The sequence below is a fragment of the Rhodococcus sp. NPDC003348 genome (genome assembly GCF_053589375.1).
Genome location: NZ_JBSFRT010000036.1, coordinates 38,252 through 64,247 on the forward strand (window position 1 = coordinate 38,252; position 25,996 = coordinate 64,247).

A 25,996-nucleotide genomic window follows, 5' to 3' on the forward strand; every position below is an offset into this window, starting at 1 on the left:
GGTGCACTCCGGCCGGAAGCCGGCAGTGTCTCGGTGCCCCCGGCAGGAATCGAACCTGCGACCTAGAGATTAGAAGGCTCTTGCTCTATCCAACTGAGCTACGGAGGCACGACCCCACGCGTGGGATCGGGTCAGGAGTCTACCGGCTCCGGTGGGGTGCCTCGGACCGGCACGCGGTGCGGGGTCGAACCTGGACGTGGTTCACAGTCGGGGGCCTCCTACCCTGGTAGTCATGGCATCACCCGAGCTCGCCCACTCCGACGCGCCGCCGACCCGCAGGAGGGGGGAGAGCGCCCTTCCCGTCTTTGTCACCCTCGGCCTGATCGCCGGCCTGGTCGCCGCGATCGTCGTCGGACTGTCGGCGTCGGAGGCACTGGTGCGGCTCGGCATCCCCGACCCCGGCCCGCTGACCACGTACGGGCTGCCCGCGGTCAAGGCCGTCGGGGAGGTCGCTGCGGTGATCGCGATCGGTTCGCTGCTGTTGGCGTCGTTCCTCGTGCCGCCGCAGAAGTCCGGCGTCCTCGACGTCGACGGGTACCGGGCGGTGCGGACGGCGTCCAACGCGGCGATCGTGTGGGCGGCCTGCGCGCTGGTCCTGGTGCCGCTCACCGTGTCGGACACCGCGGGGCAGCCGTTCGGTGAGGCGCTCAAGCCGGAGAACCTGTGGAAGGCCATCCCGCAGATCGAACTCGCCGGGGCGTGGCGCACCACCGCGATCCTCGCGATCGTGCTGGCGATCTGCTCACGGATGCTGCTGCGCTGGAACTGGACGCCGGTGGTGCTGGCGCTCGGCGTCGTGACGCTGATCCCGCTCGCGCTGACCGGGCACTCGTCGGCCGGCGGTTCCCACGACATGGCCACCAACAGTCTGCTGTGGCACCTGATCGCGGCGTCGCTGTGGGCCGGTGGACTGTTCGCGCTGCTGGTGCACGCGCGCCGCGGGGGCGCGCACACGGACCTCGCCGCCCGACGCTTCTCGACGGTCGCGACGGTCGCATTCGTGATCATGGCCGTCTCCGGTGTCATCAACGGTCTGGTCCGGTTGCCCGTGAGCGACCTGTTCACCAGCACCTACGGCTGGCTGCTCGTCGCCAAGACCGTGGCGCTGGTGATCCTCGGCGTGTTCGGGTTCGCGCAGCGACGGCGGTCGCTGCCCGCGCTGGCCGCGGACCCGACGTCGCGGGGCGCGCTGATCCGGTTCGCGGGTGGTGAGGCGATCGTGTTCGCCGCGACGATCGGACTCGCGGTCGGGCTCGGCCGCACCCCGCCGCCGCCCGAGGACATCCGCCCCACGCCGGCGGAGGTGCAGCTCGGCTACAACCTCGACGCCCCGCCGACGCTGGCCCGACTGATGTTCGACTGGCGGTTCGACCTGATCTTCGGCACCGCCGCGATCATCGCCGCGGTCTGGTACATGGTCGGGGTCCGCCGGCTCAAGGCCCGCGGCGACAGCTGGCCCGTCGGCCGGACCGTGGCGTGGCTGCTCGGTTGCGCGACGCTGCTGATCGGCACCTCGTCCGGGCTCGGCCGCTACGCACCGGCCGTGTTCAGCGTCCACATGGGCGCGCACATGGCACTGTCGATGCTGGCGCCGGTGCTGCTGGTGCTGGGCGGTCCGATGACGCTGGCGCTGCGCGCGCTCAAGCCCGCGGGCCCCGACGGTGCGCCCGGGCCCCGCGAGTGGCTGCTCGCGGCGCTGCACAGCCGGTACTCGCGCTTCATCACCCATCCGCTGGTGGCGTCGGTGCTGTTCGTCGGCGGCTTCTATGCGCTGTACCTGGGCGGCATCTTCGGTGCGACCCTCGATTCGCACGGTGCGCACCTGCTGATGAACCTGCACTTCATTCTCAGCGGCTACCTCTTCTACTGGGTTGTGATCGGCATCGACCCGGCGCCGCGGCAGATTCAGCCGGTGACGAAGCTGGCGATGGTCTTCGGCTCGCTGCCGTTCCACGCGTTCTTCGGCATCGCCCTGATGAGCACCATGGAGGTCATCGGTGGCTGGTACTACCGCTCACTGGCGTTGGGCTGGAACGACGATCTCTTCGGCGATCAGAAGGTCGGTGGCGGCATCGCCTGGGCGACCGGTGAGATTCCGCTCGTGCTGGTGATGCTGGCGCTGCTGGTGCAGTGGTCGCGGTCCGATCAGAAGATCGCCAAGCGCATCGACCGGGCCGCCGACCGCGACGACGACGCCGAGCTCGCCGCCCACAACGCCATGTTCGCGGAGCTCGCGCGCCGCGACAAGGAGGGCTGGAAGCAGTAGTTCGGGGCGGCCCGATCCCCGCCGGCGCCCCCTGAATCCGCTGCTGCGGGCGGATACCACGTCGCACCGACGAAAACTGCTCCCGTGCCCCGGAATCCGACGCCGCTGTGCACCGACTCCGCGGTTGTCCCCAGGTCGCCGCAGGCCCTCCCGTGCCGGATCGTGCACGGGCACTCTGGGATTGGAGGGCCGATCGGGCCCCGGGTGACAGGAGGGCAGCATGTACGAGACGCACACGGCGGTGGTCGGCACCGTCATCACCAACCCGGTCAAGCGGACGACGGGCACCGGGGAGGAGGTGCTGAGCTTTCGGATGGCCAGCAACGCCCGCCGGTTCGACCAGTCGTCGGGGGAGTGGACCGACGGCGGCACGCTCTACCTCACCGTCAGCTGCTGGCGCCGGCTGGTCGGTGGGGTCGCCGCGTCGCTGATGAAGGGCGACCCGATCATCGCGTACGGACAGTTGCGCACCAACGAGTACACGAACAGGGACGGTGTCGAGCGGTCCGACCTGGAGATGCGAGCCGCCGCCGTCGGACCCGATCTCGCCCGCTGCGTCGCGAAACTCGAACGGGTGCCCCGTGTTCCGCAGTCGTCGCCCGACGGTGAGGTGCGGGACGGTGACGTGCTGCCGCACGGCGGATCGATCCGCGCCGATCACGAGATCCCTGATGACACCGCAGGTCTCGAGGTCGCGACGGCCGGATAACGACGCGGCGTCGGCGCCTCCGAAACCCGCATCGGACGTCGTCGCGGGCCTACGGTGTTGAGGGATTCCGGCAGAGCACGACCCGAGCGGTAGCGATCCGAGGGTGGGGTGGTTCCGGTGAGTGTCCTTGCGGTGGGCGAAACGTCATGGAAGAGGTCGCTGGTCTCGGCGGTCACGATCGCAGTGGTCGGCTTCGGCGGGCTCGCGGTACCACAGGTTGCAGGGGTGGCCGCGGCGGCGGATGCGCCCGGAACGGTGGTGTCCGTCGAGGAGTTGCCGGCCGCGGCGTCCCTTCCCGGCGCCGCGGACCAGTACCGGGTCACCTATCGGACCACCGATCATCGCGGCGGCCCCCGGCTGAGCACCGGCGCCGTGTTCGTGCCACCCGGCCCGGCGCCTGCCGATGGGTGGCCGGTGATCTCGTACGCGCACGGCACCATCGGTCTGGCCGACAAGTGCGCACCGTCCGCGGTCGGCGGCACCGCGGTCGAGGCGGAGTACATGGATCGGTGGCTGCGCCGTGGCTACGCGGTCGTCGCCACCGACTACGCCGGGCTCGGGACGCCCGGCGAGCTCGCGTACCTCGACGGAATCGCGGCGGGTCACGACGTGACCGACATGGTCCGCGCCGGACGGCACGTCGTCCCCGCGTTGTCACCGCGCTGGGCGGTGGCCGGGCTGTCCCAGGGCGGGCACGCGGCCCTGCACACCGCACATCTGGCGACCGCGTATGCGCCGGACCTCGACTACCGCGGTGCGGTCGCGCTGGGGGCGCCGACGAATCTGGACCAGGTGTTCTCGCTCGGCAGGCCGGGCATCCCGAACTTCGGTGTCGCCGGCCTCACCACGTTCACGCTGTTCACGATGGCCGGGATGCGCGCCGCTCGACCGGACCTGAACATCGACTCCTATCTCTCGCCCCGCGGCCGCGAGTTGGCGGGCATCGCGACGCAGGTGTGCAGCGTCGAGTTCGGTAAGTACCTCGACGGCGCCTCGGTCGGCGACCTGTTCTCCCGCCCCCTCACCGACCTGCGCCCCGCGATGACCGATTACCTCGGCGTGCCGGCCGCGGGCTACGACCGCCGACTGTTCCTCGGGCAGGGTGCCGTCGACCGGGTGGTGCCGATCCCGCTCACGCTCGTGTTCGTCGGGCAGCTCGCCGCCTCGCGAACCAACGTGACGTTCCGGGTCTATCCGTCCGCGGATCACCTCGGCACCCCCGCCGCCGCGTTCGACGACTCGGCACGGTTCGTCGACGCGGTGATGCGATGACGTTCCATGCCCTGGACACGCACCGGGACGGAAAGGTAACGATCCGATAACGGTGTCGCGCAGACGCGGCGGGCCGTGTTTGCTCCGGGTAGTTACAACCCCATGGAACGTACCTGGGGGTCTGGTTTTTCGGGCGGGCGGGACGGACGGATTCGTCGCGTCCTGTCCGCCGTGACACGCGCGGGCGCTCGCGCATCGATCGTGGCGATCGCCGTCGCGCTGCTGGGGCCGGTGAGCGCGACCGCAGCGCCGCCGGCCGAGCACGGCACGGTGGTGGCGACCGCGGAGTTGCCGCAGATGGCGCGGCTCCCGGAAGCGGTTTCGCAACGGCAACTCACCTACTGGACCGAGGGGCCGACCGGCGCGCCCGCGCTGAGTACCGGAGGGGTCTACGTGCCTGCCGGCACCGCGCCTGCGGGAGGCTGGCCCGTCGTCGCGTGGGCGCACGGAACCACCGGGGTCGGCGACGACTGCGCGCCCGCGCACGGGTACGACACCACCTGGCTCACCCGTGACTACGTGTCCGCCTGGCTGCAACAGGGCTACGCCGTGGTGGCCACGGACTACGTGGGGTTGGGCACGGAGGGAACCCACGCGTACCTGCACGGGCGCAGTGAGGGCCGCGCGGTGATCGACATGGTCCGGGCGGCGCACGCGGAGACACCGGAGCTGTCGCCGGCCTGGGTGGTCGTCGGGCACTCGCAGGGTGGCCACTCCGCCATGTTCGCCGCGCACGAGGCGACGAGGTACGCGCCGGAACTGGATTACCGTGGCGCGGTCGCGACCGGGACCCCGGCGAACCTGGAGATGTTGCTGCCGCTCGGGGGTCCCGGCTTTCCGGACCTCGGGCTCAACGGACTGACCGTCTTCGCGGCGTACATCATCGATGGCATGCGCGTCGCCCGACCCGACCTTCCGATCGACGACTACCTGACACCGGCCGGGGCGGCTCTCGTCAAGGATTCCGAGTCGCTGTGCTACCTGGAGATGCGTGATCGGGCGGGCAAGCTCGGCGTCGGCGAGATGCTGAGCCGACCGCTCAACGAGCCCCGCATCCGGGAGGCGCTGCTCGACTACCTCGCCGTCCCCATCACCGGTTACGACCGACCCGTGTTCGTCGGGCAAGGATTGCGGGACCAGACGGTGCCGTTCCCGCTCGCCACGAAGCTCGCGCTCGATCTGCAGCTGACGGGCCAGCCCGTGACCTTCCGGACCTACGACACCTTCCACGGCGACACCGTCTTGGCCGCGCTGCCCGACACGACCGCCTTCGTCCGCTCGCTGTTCGCGACCGCCTGACGTCCCGAGCCGACCTGCGGCGGGTCGCACACCCGGCGCAGGTCGGCGAGCGCACGCCCGCACGCCGCTGTGGGACGCCGAGGCGGTCATCGCCCACGAGCGCGACCGCGCCGTGCCCGGGACGCGCGTCCCCGGCGATCACGCTCGAGGTGTACCCGCACCGTGGCCGGGGGGCGACGACCGGGCGCGGCCGGCCGTGGACGCGGTCTCGCTGCTCGCGGCGGACGGTGCGGGACCGGTGCGGGACGGGGTCGGTAGGCTGTTCCTCGCATAGGTGGTCGCCGCATGGCTTGACCTGGACGAATGCGATTCGACTCAAGGAGTGTTGGTGGCGGAGTTTATCTACACGATGAAGAAGGTGCGCAAGGCGCACGGCGACAAGGTCATCCTCGATGACGTCACGATGAGCTTCTACCCGGGAGCCAAGATCGGTGTCGTCGGCCCGAACGGTGCCGGTAAGTCCTCCATCCTCAAGATCATGGCCGGACTCGACCAGCCGTCCAACGGCGAGGCGTTCCTGGACCCGGAGGCGACCGTCGGCATCCTGCTGCAGGAGCCGCCGCTGAACGAGGAGAAGACGGTCCGGCAGAACGTCGAGGAGGGCCTCGGCGAGATCAAGGTCAAGCTGGACCGGTTCAACGAGATCGCCGAGCTGATGGCCACCGACTACTCCGACGAGCTGATGGAGGAGATGGGAAAGCTTCAGGAGGAGCTGGACCACGCCGACGCCTGGGACGTCGACTCGCAGCTCGAGCAGGCGATGGACGCACTGCGCTGCCCGCCGGCCGACGAGCCCGTCACCCACCTGTCCGGTGGTGAGCGCCGCCGCGTCGCGCTGTGCAAGCTGCTGCTGAGCAAGCCGGACCTGCTGCTGCTCGACGAGCCCACCAACCACCTCGACGCCGAGTCGGTGCTGTGGCTCGAGCAGCACCTCGCCTCGTACCCGGGCGCCGTGCTCGCCGTCACCCACGACCGCTACTTCCTCGACCACGTCGCGCAGTGGATCTGCGAGGTCGACCGCGGCAAGCTGCACCCGTACGAGGGCAACTACTCCACCTACCTGGAGAAGAAGGCCGAGCGCCTCGAGGTGCAGGGCAAGAAGGACCAGAAGCTGCAGAAGCGCCTCAAGGAGGAGCTGGCCTGGGTCCGGTCGGGTGCGAAGGCCCGCCAGACCAAGAACAAGGCCCGCCTCGACCGCTACGAGGAGATGGCTGCGGAGGCCGAGAAGCACCGCAAGCTCGACTTCGAGGAGATCCAGATCCCGACGCCGCCGCGCCTCGGCAACGTCGTGGTCGAGGTCGAGCACCTCGACAAGGGCTTCGAGGGTCGGGTGCTGATCAAGGACCTGTCGTTCACGCTGCCCCGTAACGGCATCGTCGGCGTCATCGGCCCCAACGGTGTCGGCAAGACCACGCTGTTCAAGACCATCGTCGGGCTCGAGCAGCCGGACTCGGGCACGGTGAAGGTCGGCGAGACGGTCAAGCTCAGCTACGTCGACCAGAGCCGCGCCAACATCGACCCGAAGAAGACGGTGTGGGAGGTCGTCTCGGACGGGCTCGACTTCATCGAGGTCGGCCAGAACGAGATGCCGTCGCGCGCCTACGTGAGCGCGTTCGGGTTCAAGGGACCGGATCAGCAGAAGAAGTCGGAGGTGCTCTCCGGTGGTGAGCGCAACCGCCTCAACCTGGCGCTGACCCTCAAGGAGGGCGGCAACCTGATCCTGCTCGACGAGCCGACCAACGACCTCGACGTCGAGACCCTGAGCTCGCTGGAGAACGCGCTGCAGCAGTTCCCGGGCTGCGCCGTCGTGATCTCGCACGACCGCTGGTTCCTCGACCGCACCTGCACCCACATCCTCGCGTGGGAGGGCAACGTCGAGGAAGGCAAGTGGTTCTGGTTCGAGGGTAACTTCGAGGCGTACGAGGCCAACAAGGTCGAGCGGCTCGGCGCCGAGGCCGCCCGCCCGCACCGGGTCACGCACCGCAAGCTGACCCGCGACTAGGCACGAGCGGGTGACGAAGTCCTACACGTGCGAGATTCAGGTGCGCTGGGGCGATTCCGATCGCAACGGCCACGTGAACAACGTGCTGTACGCGGAGTACGCGCAGGAGTCTCGGACCCGGTTCTTCCGTGACTGCATCATCGGGGCGGGCGCGCCGCTCGCCCCGATGGTGGTGCGGAAGATGGCGTTCGACTACCTGCGTCCGGTGACGGACGAGACCGGGCCGGTCACGATCGAGGTGTCGATCCTGCACGTGGGCACCTCGTCGTTCGGCGTGCGGCAGGTGCTGCGCGACCGCAACGGCGAGGTGTGCGTCGAGGTCGAGGGCGTCATGGTCGGGTTCGATCCGGAGACCGAGAAGTCGGTTCCGCTGCCCGATCGCACCCGGGAACTGCTGCGGTCGTACGCGCCCGTCGAGGTCACGCCCTAGGCGCGACGAGCCGACTAGGCTCAGCGGTGCACACCTGTCCCAGTGATCAGGGGGTGACCGCGAGATGACCGTGTCCGCAGATCGATTCGGCCCGGGGTGGGCGGCGGGGCTGCCCACCGCCGTCGCCGAGCACCTACCGGAGGTGGCCGCCGCCTACTTCCGGGGCACCGACTTCGCCTGGACGGGTGGAGCGATCACCGACGAGGCGATGGCCGGCTTCCGGGCGCACCTCGAGTTCGCCGGGGAGCGGGCGCCGGGGCAGTCGATCGCCCGCGTGTGCGTGCCGACCCCAGGCGCGCCGGCGGTGCAGGTGGTGACCGACGACATGCCGATGCTCGTCGAGTCCGTCACCGCGCTGCTGGCGCGCCTCGGGGTGACCGTCGTCGAGATCGTGCACCCGGTGCTGCGGGTTCGCCGTGATGCCGACGGCGCCCTGGTCGACGTGCTGGTCGACGGTGCACACCACGAACGGTCCACCCACTCCGAATCGTGGATGCATCTGCAGTTGCATCCGGCGACGGACCCCGCGATGTTCGACGCGCTCGCCGTCGCGGTCCAGGACGTGCTCGTCGATGTCCGGCAGGTCATCGCCGACACGGACGGGATGCGGGGCCTGCAGCGCGAGCTCGCCGAACACCTCGAGGAACTCGCCGACAGCGATGCCGCCGGATACCCGGAGCGGGAGGTGCGCGACAGCGCGGCGCTGCTGCGGTGGTTCGCGGCCGGCAACTTCGCGCTGCTCGGCTACCGCCGCTACGAATACGGCGATCCGGCGGTCCACGGCGCTCCGACCGCGCGCATCGTCTCGGGGAGCGGCCTCGGGGTGCTCGGCGCCGCCACCCGCACCGATCACCGGATCGACCTTCCCGCACCGGGATTCGACCCGGATCAGCCGCTGCTGACCTATGCACAGGGGCCGTCGCCCGCCACCGTCCACCGGTCGGTGTACCCGTCCTTCGTGCGGGTGGTCGACCTGGACGGCGCCGGGCGGATCGTCGGCGAGCACCGCTTCCTCGGAGTTCTCACGGTGACGGCGGTGCACGAGAACATCCTCGACATCCCGGTCATCTCGGGTCGGGCCAGGGCCGTGATCGCGCGGGCGGGCTTCGAGCTGCACTCGTTCTCCGGGCAGGCGATGCTCGAGGTGATCCAGTCGCTGCCGCGCACCGAGCTGTTCTCCATCGGTGTCGACGCGTTGTTCGAGACCGTCACCGCCGTCCTCGCGATCGGGGTGCGCAGGCAGGCCCGGCTGTTCCTTCGCGACGACCACGACGGCCGCTTCGTCTCCGCACTGGTGTACCTGCCGCGGGACCGGTACAACACCCGTTCCCGCCTGGCGATGCAGTCGATCCTGTTGCGCGAGCTCGGCGGTGGTGTGCTCGACTACAGTGCCCGGGTCACCGAGTCGGATCTGGCGATGGTGCACTTCACGATTCGGACGGAACCCGGTGCGGCGACCCCCTCCGTGGACACCTCTGCCGCGAACCGGGAACGGATCGAGGCACTGCTGGCGGCCGCGACCCGGGCCTGGGACGACGACCTGATGGACGCCACGGCCGAGGAACCGCGGGTGACGTCGCTGACCGCGCAGCGGTACGCGGCGGCACTCCCGGAAAGCTACAAGGAGGACTTCGGGGCGGTCCGCGCCACCCGCGACATCGCGAGGCTCGAGGCGTTGCGGGTGGGGGAGATCGATCTCGAGCTGTACCGCAGGCACGGTGCCGAACCCGGCCGGTGGCGGTTCACGCTGTACATCACCGGTGAGGGTGTCTCGCTGAGTCAGGTGCTTCCGGTGCTGCAGTCGCTCGGTGTCGAGGTCGTCGACGAGCGGCCGTACGGAGTGGTCAGACCAGACGGAATTGCTTGCTGGATATATGATTTCGGGTTGTCTGCCGCGCCGGAACTGATCGGTGCAGCCCTCGAGGAGGATCTCGAGCAGGACCGCGGCGAGCCGGCCGCGGCGGAGGCCGAAGCGCTGCGGCGCCGCTTCACGGACGCGTTCACGGCGGTCTGGAACGGACACTCCGAGCCCGACAAGTTCAACGAACTCGTCCTGCGTTCGCAGTTGGGCTGGCGGCAGGCCGCAGTGTTGCGGGCCTACGCCAAGTACCTGCGCCAGGCCGGATTCCCGTACAGCCAGTTCCGCATCGAGTCGGTACTGCTCGAGCATTCCGACACGGCGCGGCTGCTGGTCGACCTCTTCGGGTCGATCTTCGATCCGGACACCGCCGACGTGTCCCGGGCCGAGCATCTCGTCGGTGACCTGCGAGCCCGGATCAAGGAGGTGGTCAGTCTCGACGTGGACCGGATCCTGCGTGGCATGCTCTCTCTCGTCCTCGCGACGCTGCGCACCAACGTGTATGTGCGCGGCTCCGACGGCGCCCACCGCGACGTGCTGGTGTTCAAGCTCGACCCCGGACAGGTCAGCGAACTGCCCAGGCCCCGTCCGCGGTTCGAGGTGTTCGCATACTCGCCGCGGGTGGAGGGTGTGCACCTGCGGTTCGGTCCGGTGGCACGCGGCGGGCTGCGCTGGTCGGATCGCCGCGAGGACTTCCGCACCGAGATCCTCGGTCTGGTGAAGGCCCAGGCCGTCAAGAACGCGGTGATCGTTCCGGTCGGGGCCAAGGGCGGGTTCGTCGTGAAGCGGCCACCAGCACCGACCGGAGACCCTGCCGTCGATCGCCGGTCGGCGCTGGAGGAGGGGCAGGCCTGCTACCGGCTGTTCGTCTCCGGCCTGCTCGACGTCACCGACAACGTCGACACCGCCACCGGTCGGGTGCTGCCCCCGGCGCGGGTGGTGCGCCGCGACGGGGACGACACCTACCTGGTGGTCGCGGCCGACAAGGGCACCGCCACCTTCTCCGACCTGGCCAACGAGGTCGCCGCCGAGTACGGCTACTGGCTCGGTGACGCGTTCGCCTCCGGTGGTTCGGTGGGCTACGACCACAAGGCGATGGGCATCACCGCGAGGGGGGCCTGGGAATCCGTCAAGCGGCACTTCCGGGAAATGGGGGTGGACGTCGCAACGGACGAGTTCACCGCGGTGGGGATCGGTGACATGAGCGGCGACGTGTTCGGCAACGGCATGCTGCTCAGCCGGCGTCTGCGGCTGGTGGCGGCGTTCGACCACCGGCACGTGTTCCTCGACCCGAATCCGGACGTGGCCCGGTCGTTTGCCGAACGGGAGCGGCTCTTCCGGTTGCCCCGGTCGTCGTGGGCGGATTACGACCGGGGCGCGATCAGCGCCGGCGGGGGCGTGTGGGAGCGTTCGGTGAAGTCGGTCGCGCTGGCTCCCGCAGCGCGGGCGGCACTCGGACTCGGCGACGCGGTCACCGAGTTGTCGCCGCCGGAGTTGATCCGGGCGATCCTGCGGGCACCGGTGGACCTGCTGTGGAACGGCGGCATCGGCACCTATGTCAAGTCCTCCGCCGAGTCGCAGGCCGACGTCGGTGACAAGTCGAACGACACCGTACGGGTGAACGGAAACGAGGTGCGGGCCAAGGTGATCGGGGAGGGTGGCAACCTCGGCGTCACCTCTCGTGGCCGGGTCGAGTACGACCTGTCCGGAGGACGGATCAACACGGACGCTCTCGACAACTCGGCCGGGGTGGACTGTTCCGATCACGAGGTGAACATCAAGATCCTGCTCGACACCGCGGTCAGCGGCGGCGCACTCGGGCACGCGGAACGCAACGAACTGCTCGCGTCGATGACCGACGAGGTGGCCCGGCTCGTGCTGCGCGACAACATCGACCAGAACCAGCTGATGGGCACGTCACGGGCCGACGCACCCGGCATGCTCGGGGTGCACGCGCGGCTGATTGCCGTCCTCGAACGCGACCGTGGTCTGGACCGCGGGTTGGAGGTCCTGCCCACCGAGGAGGAGATTGCCCGGCGTGCCGAGGCCGGTCGGGGTCTGACCTCACCGGAACTCGCGACCCTGCTCGCCCACGTGAAACTGGTCCTCAAGGACGATCTGCTGGCCAGCGAACTGCCCGACAGCGACACCTACGCGACCCGGCTGCCGCGGTACTTCCCCCGGCCGTTGCGGGAGGAGTTCGCGCTGCAGATCCGCACCCATCGCCTGCGTAGGCAGATCGTGGCGACGATGCTCGCCAACGAGGCCATCGACGTCAGCGGTATCAGCTACCCCTACCGGCTCGCGGAGGAGGCGGGCGCGAGCAGCACCGACGCGATCCGCGCGTTCACCGCCACGACCGAGATCTTCGACCTGCGGCGAGTGCGGGCCGAGATCGCGCACGCCGCGGTGCCGGTGTCGGTGAGCGACGATCTGGTGCTCGAGGCGCGCCGGATGATCGACCGCGTTTCGCGTTGGCTGCTGTCGAACCGGCCGCAGCCGCTCGCGGTCGGCGCCGAGATCAACCGGTACGCGTCGCGTGTGCGGGAACTGATGCCGCGGGTGCCCGGGTGGCTGCGCGGACACCACCTGAGCGAACTCGACGCCCGGACGGCGCCGGTGCTCGAGCGGAACTGCCCGCGTGATCTTGCGCTGCAGGTGTTCGGGATGCTCGACGCGTTCCCGGTGCTCGACATCATCGACATCGCCGACATCACCGAGCGGGATCACGAGGAGGTGGGAACGCTGTACTACGCGCTCGACGCACACCTCGGGATCGACGAATTCCTCACCGCTGTATCGAGACTCGAACGCGGGGACCGCTGGCACTCGCTGGCCAGACTCGCCCTGCGCGACGACCTGTACGGGTCGCTGCGGTCGTTGACCATGGACGTGCTGGTAGCCGGTGAGCCGCACGAGAGCGCCGCCGAGAAGATCGAGGACTGGGAGTCCACGAACGCTTCCCGGCTGGCGAGGGCGCGGGCGGCGCTCGGCGAGATCGCCGAGTCTGGGACCCTGGACCTCGCGACGCTGTCGGTGGCGGCGCGTCAGGTACGGAGCATGGTGCGCGGAGCGGGCACCCGAGCGGAGGGAACGCGGTGAGCGGGGAACTTGCAGGTACGAACGGGGCGGTGGCCACGCAGGTGGGATTCCACACGAAGGTGGGTGTGCGCTGGTCCGACATGGACGTCTTCCAGCACATCAACCACGCCAGGATGGTGACCCTGCTCGAGGAGGCCCGCATCCCGTGGCTGTTCGAGGACGGACTGCCGACGGTGGCGCTGCGTGACGGCGCGGTGATCGTGGACCTGCACGTGCGCTACCGCGGCCAGTTGCGTCACGACGACGGTCCGCTGGACGTGCTGATGTGGATCGACCAGGTGCGGGCGGTGGACTTCACCATCGGGTACGAGGTGCGCGCCGGTGGCGCCGACCCGGCCTCGGCGCCGTCGATCGTGGCGTCCACCCAGATCGCGGCGTTCGACATCGACACCCAGCGCCTGCGGCGGATCACCGCCCCCGAGCGCGAGTACCTGGAGCGCTGGCAGCGTGGCTGACCGCGCCCTCATCGTTCCCGAGCAGGGAGAGCGCGCGAACCTGACTGCGTTCCTGGCCCGGGCGGTCCGGCTCGACGAGGCCGCGGTCGTGCGCCTGCACCGCCGCGACGACGAGCACCTGGTTGCCTGGACGACAACGGGTTTCGACGTCCTCGCTGCTCGGGTGGTGACCGGCAGGATGCGTCCGGGGGACATCACCGCCGCCGCGGACGGACTGCTGCACGCGCTCGGGGGCACGGAGGAGGAGATCGACCCCGGGTTCCCGATGGACTCGGCGTGGCGCGGTGCGCTGCCGCCGGAGCACGTATTCGTGCACGTCGACGACGTGCCCGCGCACCTGCTGGTCGACCTGGCCCGGCAGGGCACCCAGGTCGCCGCCGAACACGGCGGTCATGGCCCGCCCGCCTCCCTGCTCGACCAGGAGGTGCTCGCCGTCGACGGCGGCGGCGAGCAGGTCGGTGTCACCATGCGGACCGTGTTCGCTCTGACCGCAATGGGTTTCGTCCCCGGAGGGGATGTCGAGGCGGCGGTCGTGGATCCGGCCGAGCTGGTCCGGGTCCGGGCCGCACGCACCTGGCTGCGCCTCGACGCCCGTTACGGCTCGGTCTTCGCCAGGCGCGGCGGCGAGATTCCGCTCTCGGTGGTGTAGGGGCGACTGCGTCGGTGGGCGGGTCACGGAATCTGCCACGACCCACCGACGCGGCTCGGGAATTCGAGGTATTGCCCTTGAATAGCTGTGAATTCGACTCACGTTCAAGATAGTGTTTATCGCTACAGTTATATTGAACTAGGTTTTGTGCCATAACGTATTTCGATGCATTTTCGCAGTTTCCCTGTGCTTGATCTCGAAAAGATAACGTTCCGAAACGCCATGAATCCCGTTGAGACGATTCCTTGATTTTTGCTTACTATTCGCTGGCATGACGACCTCTTCGAAAGCAAAGCAGCGCGTTGTTTTTCGTGATGTTCGGGTGTTCGACGGTGTGTCCGACAAACTCGTCGCCGGGGACGTTCTCCTCGACGGGGACCGCGTGGTGGGGGTCTCGGAGTCCCCGATCGGTGACGAACCGGGACGCGAGACGCATGTGATCGACGCCGGTGGACGGGTCCTCATGCCGGGCATGTCCGACGCGCACGTCCATCTCGTGGGCAATGCGAACACCTACGTCGACATGGTCATGGGCTCGGAGAGCCACATCGCGATCAACGGTCTCGCCGAGGCCAGGCGCATGCTGCTGCGCGGGTTCACCGCGGTTCGGGACATGGCCGGCGACACCGGCAGCATCAAGTCGGCCATCGACAGCGGACAGTTCGAGGGGCCGCGGATCTATCCGTCACAGGCCGCGGTGTCGCAGACAAGTGGGCACGGCGACTTCGGGTTCGTCTACGACACTCCAACCGCCCTGTCCGGCGAGGAGTCCCGCGCGGAGAAGATCGGCTTCATGCGGGTCGCGAACGGTGAGGCGCAGGTGCTGGCCTCGGTCCGCGAACAGTTGAAGAAGGGTGCGTCCCAGATCAAGGTGATGGTCGGTGGCGGTGCGGCATCGATGTACGACCCCCTGTACACGGTGCAGTTCACTCCCGCCGAGTTGCGGGCGGCGGTGAATGCGGCGACCGACTACGGCACCTACGTCGCCACGCACGTCTACAACGTCACCGGAATCCACCGCGCCGTCGAGGCCGGCGTCAAGTCCATCGAGCACGGTCACCTGGCCGACGAGCCGACGATCGCCATGCTGGCCGAGCGGGAGGTGTGGCTGTCGATGCAGCCGTTCGCGCTCGGTGACCACCACTACCCGGATCCCGACCGGGCGGGGAAGGACCGGGAGATCTGCACCGGTACCGACCAGGTGTACCAGTGGGCGAAGAAGCACGGCGTGAAGGTTGCGTGGGGCACCGATCTTCTCCTCGAGCCGCAGTTGGCCGCCAGGCAGAGCGAGATGGCGGCCCGCCTCGGCGACCACTACAGCAACCTCGATGCACTGCGGATGCTGACATCGGGGAACGCGGAGCTGTTCCGCCTTGCGGGCGAGCGTGACCCCTACCGGCAGGCGCAGTTCGGTGTCATCGCCAAGGACGCATGGGCCGACCTGCTGCTCGTCGACGGCAACCCGCTGGAGGACCTGAACCTGCTTGCGGATCCGGGAAAGAACCTGGCCGTCATCGTGAAGAACGGTGAGATCGTCAAGAACACCCTCTGACCCGGCTCGTCGAGCCATCCATCGAACCCGAACAACACTGTCACGCGCGCGCCGTCGACTCGTCGAACGGCCCGGGAGGAGAGGTGTGAGTTGGTCGAGACCACGACGGCGGAACCGGAGAAGTTCTGGGAACCGATTCCCGGATCGCTCGCGTCCGCGAGGGCAATAGAGCTCGACGGGCCGTGGGGGCACGTGTTCGGCCCCCTCGACCTCGACATCGACGAGGGTGGGGTGACGGTGCTCGCCGCGCAGTCCGGTGCCGCTCGGACCGCGCTGCTCATGGCACTGTGCGGCCGAATGCGCCTGTCGGGCGGAACCCTGACCGTGCTGGGCCACACGAACAAACCCGCGAAGGTGTTTGCGGAGTCCGCCATCGCGTGCGTGAACGAAGTCGACGACGTCAGCCCGTCGGTCACCGTCCGTGACATGGTCACCGAGCAGTTGCGGTGGCAGTCGCCGTGGTACCGGTTCGTTCCCAGGGTGCACGAAGACGGTGTGGAGCGCATGTGCGCGGAGGTGTTCGGTGACGTGCCGCTGCCGGCGCTGAACGCCTTCGTGGACGACCTCCCCGAGATTCAGCAGTTGCTGCTGCGTATCGCGGTGGCGAACACCCGCCGCCCACCGTTGCTCGTCGTCGGGCGCATGGACAAGATCGCCGACGACGACGAACGGCTCGGACTCCTCGAACGTCTTGTGGCACTGGGGGAGAAGCAGTCGGTGATCACCGCGGACGTCAACCCGCTCCCGCCGGGCACCGGGGTGCGGGCGGTGGTCGACATGCACGGGTTGCTCGGCGCGGGCGACATCGGCGTCATGACCGAGGGGAGGTGACCCATGCTGGCAGGAGTGTCCCTCGGAAGTGATTCGAAGCGGTACTTCCGCGGCACCATGCCGCGGATCGCGATCATCACGATCATCCTCATGCCCCTGCTCTACGGTGCGATGTACCTGTGGGCGTTCTGGAACCCGTTCGGCGCGGTCGACAAGATCCCCGCCGCGATCGTCAACAACGACACCGGCCGCACCGCGGACGGACAGCAACTCGACGCCGGTGACCAGGTGGTCAAGTCGCTCATCGCGTCCGGACAGCTGGACCTGGCCGAGGTCTCCGACGGGGAGGCATCCGAGGGCCTGGCATCCGGGAAGTACTACTACACGATCACCCTGCCCGAGAACTTCAGCGCGGCGGTCGAATCGCCGAACGGGGACAACCCGGAGAAGGCGGAGCTGATCTTCACGTTCAACGACGCCAACAACTACCTCGCGACCATCATCGGGCAGGACGCCTCGGAACAGGTCATCAACCAGGTCAACTCGACCATCGGTGCGCAGGGCGTCGGGCAGGTTCTCACCGGCCTGCAGAGCGCAGGCTCCGGACTGAAGCAGGCCGCCGACGGCGCCGACCAGTTGGCCTCCGGGATCGACACCGCCAAGAGTGGGGCGGACCAGCTCAGTTCGGGTGCGAACGAACTGGCGACGAACATGGTCACCGCGGAATCCGGATCGGCACAACTGGCAAGTGGCGCAGCTCAACTCGCGACGGCGATCGACGGTGCCACCACCCCGTTGATCAATGCACTGGGCAGTGGTGCAGTCCCGAACGTCAGCGGCCAGGTGTCCGAGCTCCGGCAGTCGTTGGAGGCGCTCGGGAGCCGGCTGCCCGAGTCGGCACCTGCGCCCGCCACCGCGGTCTCGCAAGCACTCGACATCCTCAGGCAGAGCTCGGATCCCCTGGTGCAGCGGGCCGTGGCCGCGCTGTCGCCTCTCACCGCCCAGCAGGTGCGTGGTGACACCGGGGAGCTGCAGGCGGAGATCAGCCGCCTCAGCGAGGACGCCCGCGCGGTCGAATACCAGCTCACGGACCCGAGCAGCCCGCTGCAATCCGGGTTGGCGATGCTGCAGAACGGTGGGATCGCGTCGGATCTTCAGCAGTTGCGCAGTGGTGCGGACGAACTCAGCGCCGGTGCGGCCACGCTCAGCTCGGGGATGGTCCAGTTGACCGATGGCAGCAACCAGCTCGCCAGCGGTGCCGGTCAGCTCGCGTCCGGGATGGTGGAACTGCAGTCCGGATCGCACGAGCTCGCCACCGCGCTCGAGCAGGGGGCCGGACAGGTTCCGAGCTGGACCGACGAGCAGAAGACCGCGACGGCGGAGACCCTGTCGACTCCGGTCGGCCTCAAGCAGGACTACACGAACATGGCGCCCACCTTCGGTACCGGTTTCGCGCCGTTCTTCCTGTCGCTGGCGCTGTTCGTGGGCGGCATCATCACCTGGATGCTGTTGACCCCGTTGCAGTCCCGGCCCACGGTCGGTGGGCTGGGCCTGTACCGAACGGTGCTCGCGTCGTACTGGCCCGCGCTCCTGGTGGGGATCCTGCAGGTGATCGTCATGTACACCGTCGTCCACTTCGGTGTCGGGCTCGACGTCAAGCACGTGCTCGGCACGATCGCGTTCCTGATGCTCATCTCCGCGACCTACCTGGCGATGATCCAGGCATTCAACGCGGTGTTCGGGATCGCGGTCGGGCGTGTGGTGACCCTCGCCTTCCTGATGCTCCAGTTGGTCTCCGCGGGCGGCATCTACCCCGTGCCGACGACCGCCAAGCCGTTCCAGTACATCCACCCGTTCGACCCGATGACCTACACCGTCAACGGGTTGCGACAGCTCACCATCGGTGAGCACGTCGACTCCCGGTTGTGGATCGCGATCGCAGTACTGGTCGGCATCCTGGTCGTGAGCCTCACCGCCAGCGCGCTCTCCGTCCGCCGCAACCGCCAGTACACCATGGAGCGGCTCTACCCACCCCTGGAGGTGTGACCAGGAGAAACCATCCGGTGACCGGGCGGTGTGCGGTACCGAAGCCCGGAGATTTCCCTCAACCTCTGTGATCTGTGGAACCGAGTATTGGAGAGAAGATGTCTGATTCCTTTGCAGCTCCGGCAGAAACCCTCGCCCCGGCGTACACGGGGCGGCTCGGAACCGATCCGGTGCCGGCGCTTCGCATGCCGAAGTCCGAAACGGATCCGGAAGCCGCCTACCGGTTCATCCACGACGAGCTGATGCTCGACGGCAGCTCGCGACTGAACCTGGCGACCTTCGTGACCACCTGGATGGATCCGCAGGCCGATCGCCTGATGGCCGAGACGTTCGACAAGAACATGATCGACAAGGACGAGTACCCGCAGACCGCGGAGATCGAGACCCGGTGCGTGAACATGGTCGCGGCCCTGTTCAATGCGGAGGACCTCGACGAGTCCGATCCCTCGTCCGCCACCGGGGTGTCCACGGTCGGCTCCTCGGAGGCGGTCATGCTCGCCGGTCTCGCGCTGAAATGGCGCTGGCGCGCGGCACGGGAGGCTGCGGGCAAGGACACGGCGCGGCCGAATCTCATTCTCGGCAGCAACGTCCAGGTCGTGTGGGAGAAGTTCTGCCGCTACTTCGACGTCGAACCGAAGTACCTCCCGATGGCGAAGGACCGCTACGTCATCACCCCGGAGCAGGTGCGGGAGGCCGTGGACGAGAACACCATCGGCGTGGTCGCGATCCTCGGCACGACCTTCACGGGTGAACTCGAGCCGGTCGCCGAGATCTCCGACGTCCTCGACGAGATCGCCGCGAAGGGCGGACCGGACGTGCCGATCCACGTCGACGCCGCCAGCGGTGGCTTCGTGGTTCCCTTCCTGCATCCCGAACTGAAGTGGGACTTCCGCCTTCCCCGGGTGGTGTCGATCAACGTGAGCGGCCACAAGTACGGCATGACCTATCCGGGTATCGGGTTCGTCGTGTGGCGCTCGAAGGAGTACCTGCCGGAGGACCTGGTCTTCCGGGTCAACTACCTCGGCGGTGACATGCCGACCTTCACCCTGAACTTCTCGCGTCCGGGCAATCAGGTGGTGGGCCAGTACTACAACTTCATCAGGCTGGGTGTTGCGGGGTACACCCAGATCATGGAGTCGCTCCGGGACACCGCCCTGATGATCTCGGCGGAGCTGTCCAAGATGGACGACATGCACGTCATCACGGACGGCACCGCGATTCCCGTGCTGTCGTTCGAAGTTGTCGGCGATCCGGGGTACACGGTGTTCGACATCTCGCACGAACTGCGCGCCCGTGGCTTCCAGGTTCCCGCCTACACGATGCCTGCCGACGCGGAGGACGTCGCGGTCCTGCGAATCGTGTTGCGGGAGGGCTTCAGCCGGGACATGGCCTACAAGCTGGTGCTGGCGATCAGGGATGTCGTCGCCCGGCTGAAGGAGGGTACCGAGCACACCGCGAAGGGATTCGCGCACTGAGTTCGTGGCCGGGCCGTAGCTGACGGACAGGGGAGGTGCGGGTGCGGATGAGCACCGGTACCTCCCCTTTTCCGTGCCGGAAGGAGGTCGAGGTGGCCGGGACCGTGGACGGACCGCTGCGGCGCACACTGCGTTACCTGAGCATCACCGACCCCGGCCACCAGCGACTGCGCAGCGGACTGATCACAGTCACCGCGCTGGGATTGGCGGTGGCCGCGCTGGTTCTCCACGCCACGGTCGCCGAACTGCCGCTGTTGTGTCTGGGCATCTGCACCGGCGTGGCGGTCACCGTCTTCGTGCGCACCGTGGTGTTTCCGGAGACCCCACTGCGCGAGATCAACAGTCTGCTGGAGGCATTGCGTGCGGAGAGCCGGTCCGGGTTGGACGTGATCCGGCGCAGTGCAGGTTCCGATGGCTCCGCTCCGAGCCGAACCCTCGACCGGATCGAGACCACGGCGATGATGATCGAGGACTGGATCGACCGAAACGACACGAGGTCGTGTCTGGGTGTCGAGAGCGCCGAGTTCTCCCGCGCCGTCTTCGATGCTCAGGTGACCACCGAGGAGGCATTCGCCTTCATGGCCTCCCTCTGGCCGCGCAGAGGTGCCTGTGTGAGCCGGGCCGCCGACGAACTGGCAGACGTGTTGCGCCCGAACCCGACCGCGGAACATGCCTCGGATTCGCTCGTACGAGCGCGGGCCGCGGCCGAGTCGGTGGACGCCGATACCGAGGAGGGATTCGCAGCGCAGCTCGCCTACCGGGCGGTGGAGGCGCACGCGACGCTGGGGCAGCTGGGTCGCCGAACGCCGGTGGCGCCGGACACCGCGCGTGAGCATCGCGCATCACGGGCGGAGGGCGGCGACTCTTCCGTCCGGTCGGCGAGCGACCGTGCGGCCGTACAGGTCGCGGTCGCGGTCGCGGCGACCGCCGCGATGGTCGCGGGTTCCCTCGTCAATCCGGGACATTGGTACTGGGCGGTGGTCACGGCCTTCCTCGTCTACACCGGTACCAGCACCCGCGGGGAGGTGCTCGCCCGCGCGGGTGAGCGGGTGGTGGGAACGATCGTTGTCGGATCTCCTCGACCGGTGTTCCGGCACCGCAAAGGGAGTGGGCACTGCCGCGGAGGTGGTCGCCACGACTCGGGCCCTCGACGCGAGACTGGCCGTGGTGCGGGCCGCGGCGGTGCCGCTCATCGAGGACCCGATGACGCGAGCCGACGGTCCGTGGCGTGGTTCGAGCGTCGGTTGCGCGAAACGAACAGGGGGGCGCACGCGTTGGCCAGGGCAGGTGCCGTCACGGTGCCGCAGCAGGAACCGGCCTGCGGCGCCGGACGTGCACTCGAATCGGTGATTCGGGACGTGCAGGGAAACATCGAGTTGGTGCGCCGACGCAACGCCGGACACCGGGGCGGAACCACGGTCCGTCTCGATGACGCCGCGGTGACCGGTCACGTGGGGCGGTCCGGGTCCGCAGATCCGGATCAGTGTGTCGCGACGCTGCTTCCACCGCTGATCCGGATCAACCGATCACTCGTCGCGCTGGTCGAGTAGCGACTGGTGCGCACGCGACGGCCGGGACGGCGGCGGGACTCACTCGACCGCGTCGGCGAACTCCTCCGCGGGCCGGTCGTCCTCGCCGAGGCAGACGGCAGAGGCGGCGAAGAAGCACAGCGCGCCGACGAACGTGCCACCGACGGCGAGCGCCGTGTCCAGGGACGTGCCGTCCTGGGTGACGAACGCGCCCGCTGCCGAGATGCCGAACGCGATCGACCCGAGCATGTTCAACCACACGCTCTGCCAGTCCCTCGAGCCCGGTTCCCAGATCTGGTTGGCCCGCAGCAGAATCAGGACGGCCAGTGCACTGCTCGCGAGAAAGGCCACCGATCCCTCGGCATTGGGATTCCACACGAGGTGCATTTCCCCCTTGATCGTGTGTGCGTGCAGCGCAGCTCCCGTGCTGATGTTGAACAGCACCGTCCCGAGGAATTGGATTGCTGCGGACAGCCACTCGGCTCGAATCGCCGGCTTGCCGTGGTCCGTGGTGGTCGCAGGACCGCTCAACACCAGCTGAACGAACGCGGCGGCGGTGAAGAACCACGATCCGATGAAGAATGCGGTGTTGGCGGCCCCTGTGCCCATCGCAGTGGAGATCCAGGGGGCGGAACCGAGGGCGAACAGCAGAGAGCCGACGACGAATCCCCACGATTGCATGCGCAGAGTCGGGTGAATCAGCATGCGGCGCAGTCTAGTTGGTTCAGTGGTGGGATTGCCCGATTTGGGGGTGCGGCGTGCCGAATCGTCACGTGTCGCGGCCGTCGCGTCGCCGGCGTGTCAGACCAGCCAGGCGGCCGCGTTGCCGGGCAACGCCCCGTCGACGAGCGGCGCGCTCGCGAGCAGCAGTTGTCCGGGCGGCAGCGGGATCGGGGCATCGGTGGAGTTGAGCGCGCAGATCAGCCCGCCACGTCGCCGGAACGCGAAGCATCCGGGCGGGCTTCCGTACCAGTCGATCTCGGTCCCGGTGAACTCGGGACGCTGGCCCCGCAGTTCGATCGCCGAGCGGTACAACGACAGCATCGAGCCGACGTCCTCGAGCTGTGCCTCCACCGTCAGCGCCGCCCAGTCCGCCGGCATCGGCAGCCAACTCGAGTCGGCGGTGGTGAACCCGTACGGCGCCTGCGAGCCCTGCCAGGGGAGCGGGACACGGCAACCGTCGCGGCCGCGCTCGGTGTGCCCGGATCGCTCCCACGCGGGGTCCTGCAGCGCCTCGTCGGGAAGGTCGACGTTCGGGAGCCCCAGTTCGGCGCCGTTGTAGACGAACACGGCGCCGGGCAGTGCGAACTCCACCAGGGTCATCGCCCGCGCCCGCGCCCAGCCGACCGCGCCGCCGCCGTACCGGGTCACCTCCCGCTCGACGTCGTGGTTCGACAGGGTCCACGTCGGTGTCCCGCCGACCGCGGCAACGGCGGCCAGCGAGTTGTCGATCGCGGCGCGCACCTGTTCGGCGCCGAACTCGGCCTCGGCGAGCCGGAAGTTGAATCCCAGGTGCAGTTCGTCGGGCCGGATGTACTCGCCGAAGCGCTCGTTGTCGCGGACCCAGATCTCACCCACGGACATCGTGTCGGGGTACTCGTTCATCACCTTCCGGATGCCGCGGTGGATCTCGTGCACACCCGGGTTGTTGAACCGCGGGTCGTCGTCGTCGTTGCGCATGAGCTCGTTGAGGTCCCAGTCGTGGTCCGGCAGGCCCTCCGGCTTCGCCATACCGTGCGCCACGTCGATCCGGAATCCGTCGACGCCGCGGTCGAGCCAGAACCGCAGGGTCGTGTACAGGTCCTCGGCGACCTCGGGGTTGTCCCAGTTCAGGTCGGGCTGCTCGCGGGCGAAGATGTGCAGGTACCACTGGCCGGGGGAGCCGTCGGCCTCGGTGACCCGGGTCCACGCCGGTCCGCCGAAGATCGACGGCCAGTTGTTCGGCGGTTCGTCGCCGTTGGCGCCCCGACCCTCGCGGAAGATGTACCGGCCTCGTTCGGGACTGCCCGGAGGGGCGGCGAGCGCGGCCACGAACCACGGGTGCCGGTCGCTGGTGTGATTGGGCACCAGGTCCATGGTGACCTTGATGTGGCGGGCGTGCGCCTCCGCGATCAGCGCGTCCATCACGTCGAGATCGCCGAACAACGGATCGATGTCGCGGGGATCGGAGACGTCGTATCCGTGGTCGGCCATCGGCGAGCGCATCACCGGGCTCAGCCAGAGGGCGTCGACACCGAGCAGTTCGAGGTAGCCGAGCCGGTCCCGGACCCCGATGAGGTCGCCGACCCCGTCACCGTTGCCGTCGGAGAACGAGCGAGGATAGATCTGGTAGAAGACGGCGTTCGTCCACCACCTGTCGCCTGCCCCCCGATCCGACGCCTCCGCAGCGTTGTCCACTGTGCTCACGTCCGTCACAGTGCCACACGCCGCCGACCGCCACGACTCGTAGGCGTGCGCGTCGCGACCCCGATTCCCGTCCGGCCCGGTGCGAGTCAGACGGGGGAGTTCACCATCGAGTCGGCGGCCATGTCGATGTACTCGACGAGCGCGCGCCGGTGCGGTGCGTCCATGGTCTGCTCGTCGATCGAATCGATCGCGATGTGCATGCAGCGCAGCCAGGCGTCCCGTTCGAGCGGACCGATCTTGAACGGGTGGTGCCGCATCCTCAGACGCGGATGCCCTCGCTCCTCCGAATAGGTGCGCGGACCACCCCAGTACTGCTCGAGGAACATCCGCATCCGGCGCTCGGCCGGTCCCAGATCCTCCTCGGGGTAGAGAGGGCGGACGATCTCGTCCTTCGCGACCTCTTCGTAGAAGCGGGCGATCAGTTTGCGGAACGTCTCGGCTCCACCGACCGCGTCGTAGAAGCTCATCTCGGCATCACTCATGGCGCCACCATTGTGCCTGGCTGATCGCGCTGCGTCGATGTGCGCCGGGAGCGCTGCGTCGATGTGCGGCCCGATGTCGCCTTCCGTTCACCGAATGTCCCGTGTTCGGTGGCACAAATGCACGTGCGTCGGCGCGTCATCCGTGGTCAACTGGGACAGGTCGTTCTCCGGAGGTCGCATGAAGCACCGACACAGCACCCGCACGCACCGACAACTCGAGCCCGCCGACGCCCGTGACAGGCCGGTGTCGGGGGCTTCCCCGCTGTATGCGATCGACGAGGGCAACAGACCCTCGCACCCCGGAGAGGATGCGGTTCCCTCCTGGGTGAAGCGTCGGGTGCTGCTGCTCAACGCGACTTACGAACCACTCACCGCACTCCCCATCCGCCGCGCGGTCGTGCTGCTGGTCTGTGACAAGGCCGATTCCGTGCACGAGGATCCGCTCGGGCAGGTCATCCACTCCGCTGGTTGTTCGGTGCAGGTGCCATCCGTGATCCGGCTGCGCAAGTACGTGCGCGTGCCGTATCGGGCGCGTATCCCGATGACCCGCGCCGCCCTGATGCACCGTGACCGATTCCGGTGCGCCTACTGCGGTGACAAGGCGGAGACCATCGACCACGTGATCCCCCGCAGTCGCGGCGGCGAGCACTCGTGGGAGAACTGCGTCGCCTGCTGCGCCCCCTGCAATCACCGCAAAGCAGACAAACTGCTCAGCGAGCTCGGGTGGACGCTGCGCGCGTCGCTGGCCCCGCCGAAGGGCCAGCACTGGCGGCTGCTCGCCGCGACGAAGGAACTCGATCCACTGTGGCTCCGGTATCTCGGAGAGGGTGCGGCCTGAGCCGGTTTTCCCGGGGCCGAGAGCACATTTTGGCTGCCAGTGGGCTACCTTTGCCGGGTGAGCATTCTCGAGACAACGCTGATCTTCGTCGGGATTCCCGTCGTCGTCATCGCGATCATCGCGGGGCTGTGCTATCCGGCCACGCGTGATCCAAGTCCCAAGCCCCCGCGCTACACCCTGGACAAGAAGTGGACCCACGAGCCGGTGCTCTGGTCCGCCACTGACGAGGTGACGACCCGCCCCGGACACCACGGTGGACACGCGGCGATCGAGGCCGGTTCGGCAGATCTGATCGGAGGTTCGGCAAGTGGCAGGTGGTAACCGTTTCCCGGCAGTGATCGAGGCCGATCTTCCGGTGGGGTCGGCGGTGACCTCCAGCGGTCGCGTGTCCGCAGTGCACCGGGTCGGCGAGCCGCTCGACACCGCGCTCCCGTTCGACACCGACGAGCTCGTCGCGCTCGACGACGCGCTGACCGACGCGACCCGCGCGACGAAGGTGCGCTTCAACGCGTACGTCGGCCCGCTCGGCACGGACCCGGCCGCCGGAGTCACCGAGCTGTTCCCGAACACCCCCGAGGCGGAGCGTTCCGTGCTCATCGCGGTCTCCCCGAACCAGCGGGTCATCGAGGTGCGTTCCGGCAAGGACGTGGCCGACCGCGTCACCGACCGTGTCGCGCAGCTCGGTGTGACGGCGGCCGTGTCGTCGTTCGCCGACAACAACCTGATCGACGGCCTGATCTCCGCGATCCGCGTGATGAGCGCGGCCATCGCCAAGCCGTAGCAGCGCAGTCTCGACCAGAGGGGTGGGGGGGGGGGGCGGCGGGGGGGGGGGGCCCCCGGAGAGCGTGGTTGAGC

20 protein-coding genes and 1 tRNA gene are annotated in these 25,996 nt (G+C 68.6%); 17 read left to right on the forward strand and 4 right to left on the reverse strand.

The window, feature by feature from the left end:
* Window positions 1-34 precede the first annotated feature (34 nt).
* A tRNA-Arg gene (locus ACWDU4_RS21215) sits at window positions 35-108 on the reverse strand.
* A 124-nt stretch (window positions 109-232) separates the two neighbouring features.
* Between ACWDU4_RS21215 and ACWDU4_RS21220 the strand changes: the two genes are divergently transcribed.
* From ACWDU4_RS21220 to ACWDU4_RS21285, 14 genes are all read left to right on the forward strand, one after another.
* Window positions 233-2,266 (forward strand): cytochrome c oxidase assembly protein, encoded by a 2,034-nt coding sequence (locus ACWDU4_RS21220; protein ID WP_450115894.1) that lies wholly within the window; start codon window positions 233-235, stop codon window positions 2,264-2,266.
* Between the two features lie 220 nt (window positions 2,267-2,486).
* Window positions 2,487-2,975, forward strand: coding sequence for a single-stranded DNA-binding protein (locus tag ACWDU4_RS21225; protein WP_450115895.1), 489 nt, complete (start codon window positions 2,487-2,489; stop codon window positions 2,973-2,975).
* A gap of 132 nt (window positions 2,976-3,107) precedes the next feature.
* A complete protein-coding gene (locus ACWDU4_RS21230) occupies window positions 3,108-4,247 on the forward strand; it encodes a lipase family protein (protein WP_450115896.1) in 1,140 nt (379 codons plus the stop codon).
* A 102-nt stretch (window positions 4,248-4,349) separates the two neighbouring features.
* A complete protein-coding gene (locus tag ACWDU4_RS21235) occupies window positions 4,350-5,546 on the forward strand; it encodes a lipase family protein (RefSeq protein ID WP_450115897.1) in 1,197 nt (398 codons plus the stop codon).
* Between the two features lie 328 nt (window positions 5,547-5,874).
* Window positions 5,875-7,548, forward strand: coding sequence for an energy-dependent translational throttle protein EttA (ettA, locus tag ACWDU4_RS21240; protein WP_450115898.1), 1,674 nt, complete (start codon window positions 5,875-5,877; stop codon window positions 7,546-7,548).
* A 10-nt stretch (window positions 7,549-7,558) separates the two neighbouring features.
* On the forward strand, window positions 7,559-7,978 hold the full coding sequence (locus tag ACWDU4_RS21245) for an acyl-CoA thioesterase (RefSeq protein ID WP_450115899.1): 420 nt from the start codon (window positions 7,559-7,561) through the stop codon (window positions 7,976-7,978).
* A gap of 64 nt (window positions 7,979-8,042) precedes the next feature.
* Entirely contained in the window at window positions 8,043-12,938 is a 4,896-nt protein-coding gene (locus ACWDU4_RS21250; RefSeq protein WP_450115900.1) for an NAD-glutamate dehydrogenase, read from the forward strand.
* Window positions 12,939-12,967: 29 nt separating this feature from the next.
* Window positions 12,968-13,393 (forward strand): acyl-CoA thioesterase, encoded by a 426-nt coding sequence (locus ACWDU4_RS21255; protein WP_450115901.1) that lies wholly within the window; start codon window positions 12,968-12,970, stop codon window positions 13,391-13,393.
* Window positions 13,386-14,042, forward strand: a complete 657-nt coding sequence (locus tag ACWDU4_RS21260; RefSeq protein WP_450115902.1) for a hypothetical protein — start codon at window positions 13,386-13,388, stop codon at window positions 14,040-14,042. The genes ACWDU4_RS21255 and ACWDU4_RS21260 overlap by 8 nt, the downstream gene beginning before the upstream one ends.
* Before the next feature lie 271 nt (window positions 14,043-14,313).
* Window positions 14,314-15,594: an amidohydrolase family protein gene (locus tag ACWDU4_RS21265; protein ID WP_450115903.1), complete on the forward strand. Its 1,281-nt coding sequence runs from the start codon at window positions 14,314-14,316 to the stop codon at window positions 15,592-15,594.
* A gap of 90 nt (window positions 15,595-15,684) precedes the next feature.
* Complete coding sequence (locus ACWDU4_RS21270) at window positions 15,685-16,425, forward strand: hypothetical protein (protein ID WP_450115904.1); 741 nt, start codon at window positions 15,685-15,687, stop codon at window positions 16,423-16,425.
* Window positions 16,426-16,428: 3 nt separating this feature from the next.
* Window positions 16,429-18,411: a YhgE/Pip family protein gene (locus tag ACWDU4_RS21275; RefSeq protein WP_450115905.1), complete on the forward strand. Its 1,983-nt coding sequence runs from the start codon at window positions 16,429-16,431 to the stop codon at window positions 18,409-18,411.
* Window positions 18,412-18,509: 98 nt separating this feature from the next.
* Window positions 18,510-19,886 (forward strand): glutamate decarboxylase, encoded by a 1,377-nt coding sequence (locus ACWDU4_RS21280; RefSeq protein ID WP_450115906.1) that lies wholly within the window; start codon window positions 18,510-18,512, stop codon window positions 19,884-19,886.
* A 92-nt stretch (window positions 19,887-19,978) separates the two neighbouring features.
* Complete coding sequence (locus ACWDU4_RS21285; protein ID WP_450115907.1) at window positions 19,979-21,436, forward strand: FUSC family protein; 1,458 nt, start codon at window positions 19,979-19,981, stop codon at window positions 21,434-21,436.
* 39 nt (window positions 21,437-21,475) lie between these two features.
* On the opposite strand, the gene ACWDU4_RS21290 is transcribed toward ACWDU4_RS21285, so the two are convergent.
* The 3 genes from ACWDU4_RS21290 to ACWDU4_RS21300 all read right to left on the reverse strand — a co-directional run bounded on the left by ACWDU4_RS21290 (window position 21,476) and on the right by ACWDU4_RS21300 (window position 24,303).
* On the reverse strand, window positions 21,476-22,120 hold the full coding sequence (locus ACWDU4_RS21290; RefSeq protein WP_450115908.1) for a hypothetical protein: 645 nt from the start codon (window positions 22,118-22,120) through the stop codon (window positions 21,476-21,478).
* A gap of 96 nt (window positions 22,121-22,216) precedes the next feature.
* Complete coding sequence (locus ACWDU4_RS21295) at window positions 22,217-23,812, reverse strand: glycoside hydrolase family 13 protein (RefSeq protein WP_450115914.1); 1,596 nt, start codon at window positions 23,810-23,812, stop codon at window positions 22,217-22,219.
* Between the two features lie 95 nt (window positions 23,813-23,907).
* Complete coding sequence (locus tag ACWDU4_RS21300) at window positions 23,908-24,303, reverse strand: globin (protein WP_450115909.1); 396 nt, start codon at window positions 24,301-24,303, stop codon at window positions 23,908-23,910.
* A 178-nt stretch (window positions 24,304-24,481) separates the two neighbouring features.
* On the opposite strand from ACWDU4_RS21300, the gene ACWDU4_RS21305 reads away from it, so the two are divergent.
* Genes ACWDU4_RS21305 through ACWDU4_RS21315 form a run of 3 tightly spaced genes read left to right on the forward strand, consistent with a single transcriptional unit; the run spans window position 24,482 to window position 25,922 of the window.
* On the forward strand, window positions 24,482-25,141 hold the full coding sequence (locus ACWDU4_RS21305; protein WP_450115910.1) for an HNH endonuclease: 660 nt from the start codon (window positions 24,482-24,484) through the stop codon (window positions 25,139-25,141).
* A 57-nt stretch (window positions 25,142-25,198) separates the two neighbouring features.
* Window positions 25,199-25,462, forward strand: coding sequence for an aa3-type cytochrome oxidase subunit CtaJ (ctaJ, locus tag ACWDU4_RS21310; RefSeq protein WP_450115911.1), 264 nt, complete (start codon window positions 25,199-25,201; stop codon window positions 25,460-25,462).
* Window positions 25,449-25,922 (forward strand): DUF5130 domain-containing protein, encoded by a 474-nt coding sequence (locus ACWDU4_RS21315; RefSeq protein WP_450115912.1) that lies wholly within the window; start codon window positions 25,449-25,451, stop codon window positions 25,920-25,922. The genes ctaJ and ACWDU4_RS21315 overlap by 14 nt, the downstream gene beginning before the upstream one ends.
* The last annotated feature ends 74 nt before the right edge of the window (window positions 25,923-25,996 follow it).

Excerpts from the sequence above, each read along its gene's own strand:
- ACWDU4_RS21265 (WP_450115903.1), top strand. The coding sequence starts at position 14,314 with ATGACGACCTCTTCGAAAGCAAAGCAGCGCGTTGTTTTTCGTGATGTT.
- ACWDU4_RS21305 (WP_450115910.1), top strand. The coding sequence starts at position 24,482 with ATGAAGCACCGACACAGCACCCGCACGCACCGACAACTCGAGCCCGCC.
- ACWDU4_RS21220 (WP_450115894.1), top strand. The coding sequence starts at position 233 with ATGGCATCACCCGAGCTCGCCCACTCCGACGCGCCGCCGACCCGCAGG.
- ACWDU4_RS21250 (WP_450115900.1), top strand. The coding sequence starts at position 8,043 with ATGACCGTGTCCGCAGATCGATTCGGCCCGGGGTGGGCGGCGGGGCTG.
- ACWDU4_RS21225 (WP_450115895.1), top strand. The coding sequence starts at position 2,487 with ATGTACGAGACGCACACGGCGGTGGTCGGCACCGTCATCACCAACCCG.
- ACWDU4_RS21300 (WP_450115909.1), bottom strand. The coding sequence starts at position 24,303 with ATGAGTGATGCCGAGATGAGCTTCTACGACGCGGTCGGTGGAGCCGAG.
- ACWDU4_RS21290 (WP_450115908.1), bottom strand. The coding sequence starts at position 22,120 with ATGCTGATTCACCCGACTCTGCGCATGCAATCGTGGGGATTCGTCGTC.
- ACWDU4_RS21275 (WP_450115905.1), top strand. The coding sequence starts at position 16,429 with ATGCTGGCAGGAGTGTCCCTCGGAAGTGATTCGAAGCGGTACTTCCGC.
- ACWDU4_RS21280 (WP_450115906.1), top strand. The coding sequence starts at position 18,510 with ATGTCTGATTCCTTTGCAGCTCCGGCAGAAACCCTCGCCCCGGCGTAC.
- ACWDU4_RS21235 (WP_450115897.1), top strand. The coding sequence starts at position 4,350 with ATGGAACGTACCTGGGGGTCTGGTTTTTCGGGCGGGCGGGACGGACGG.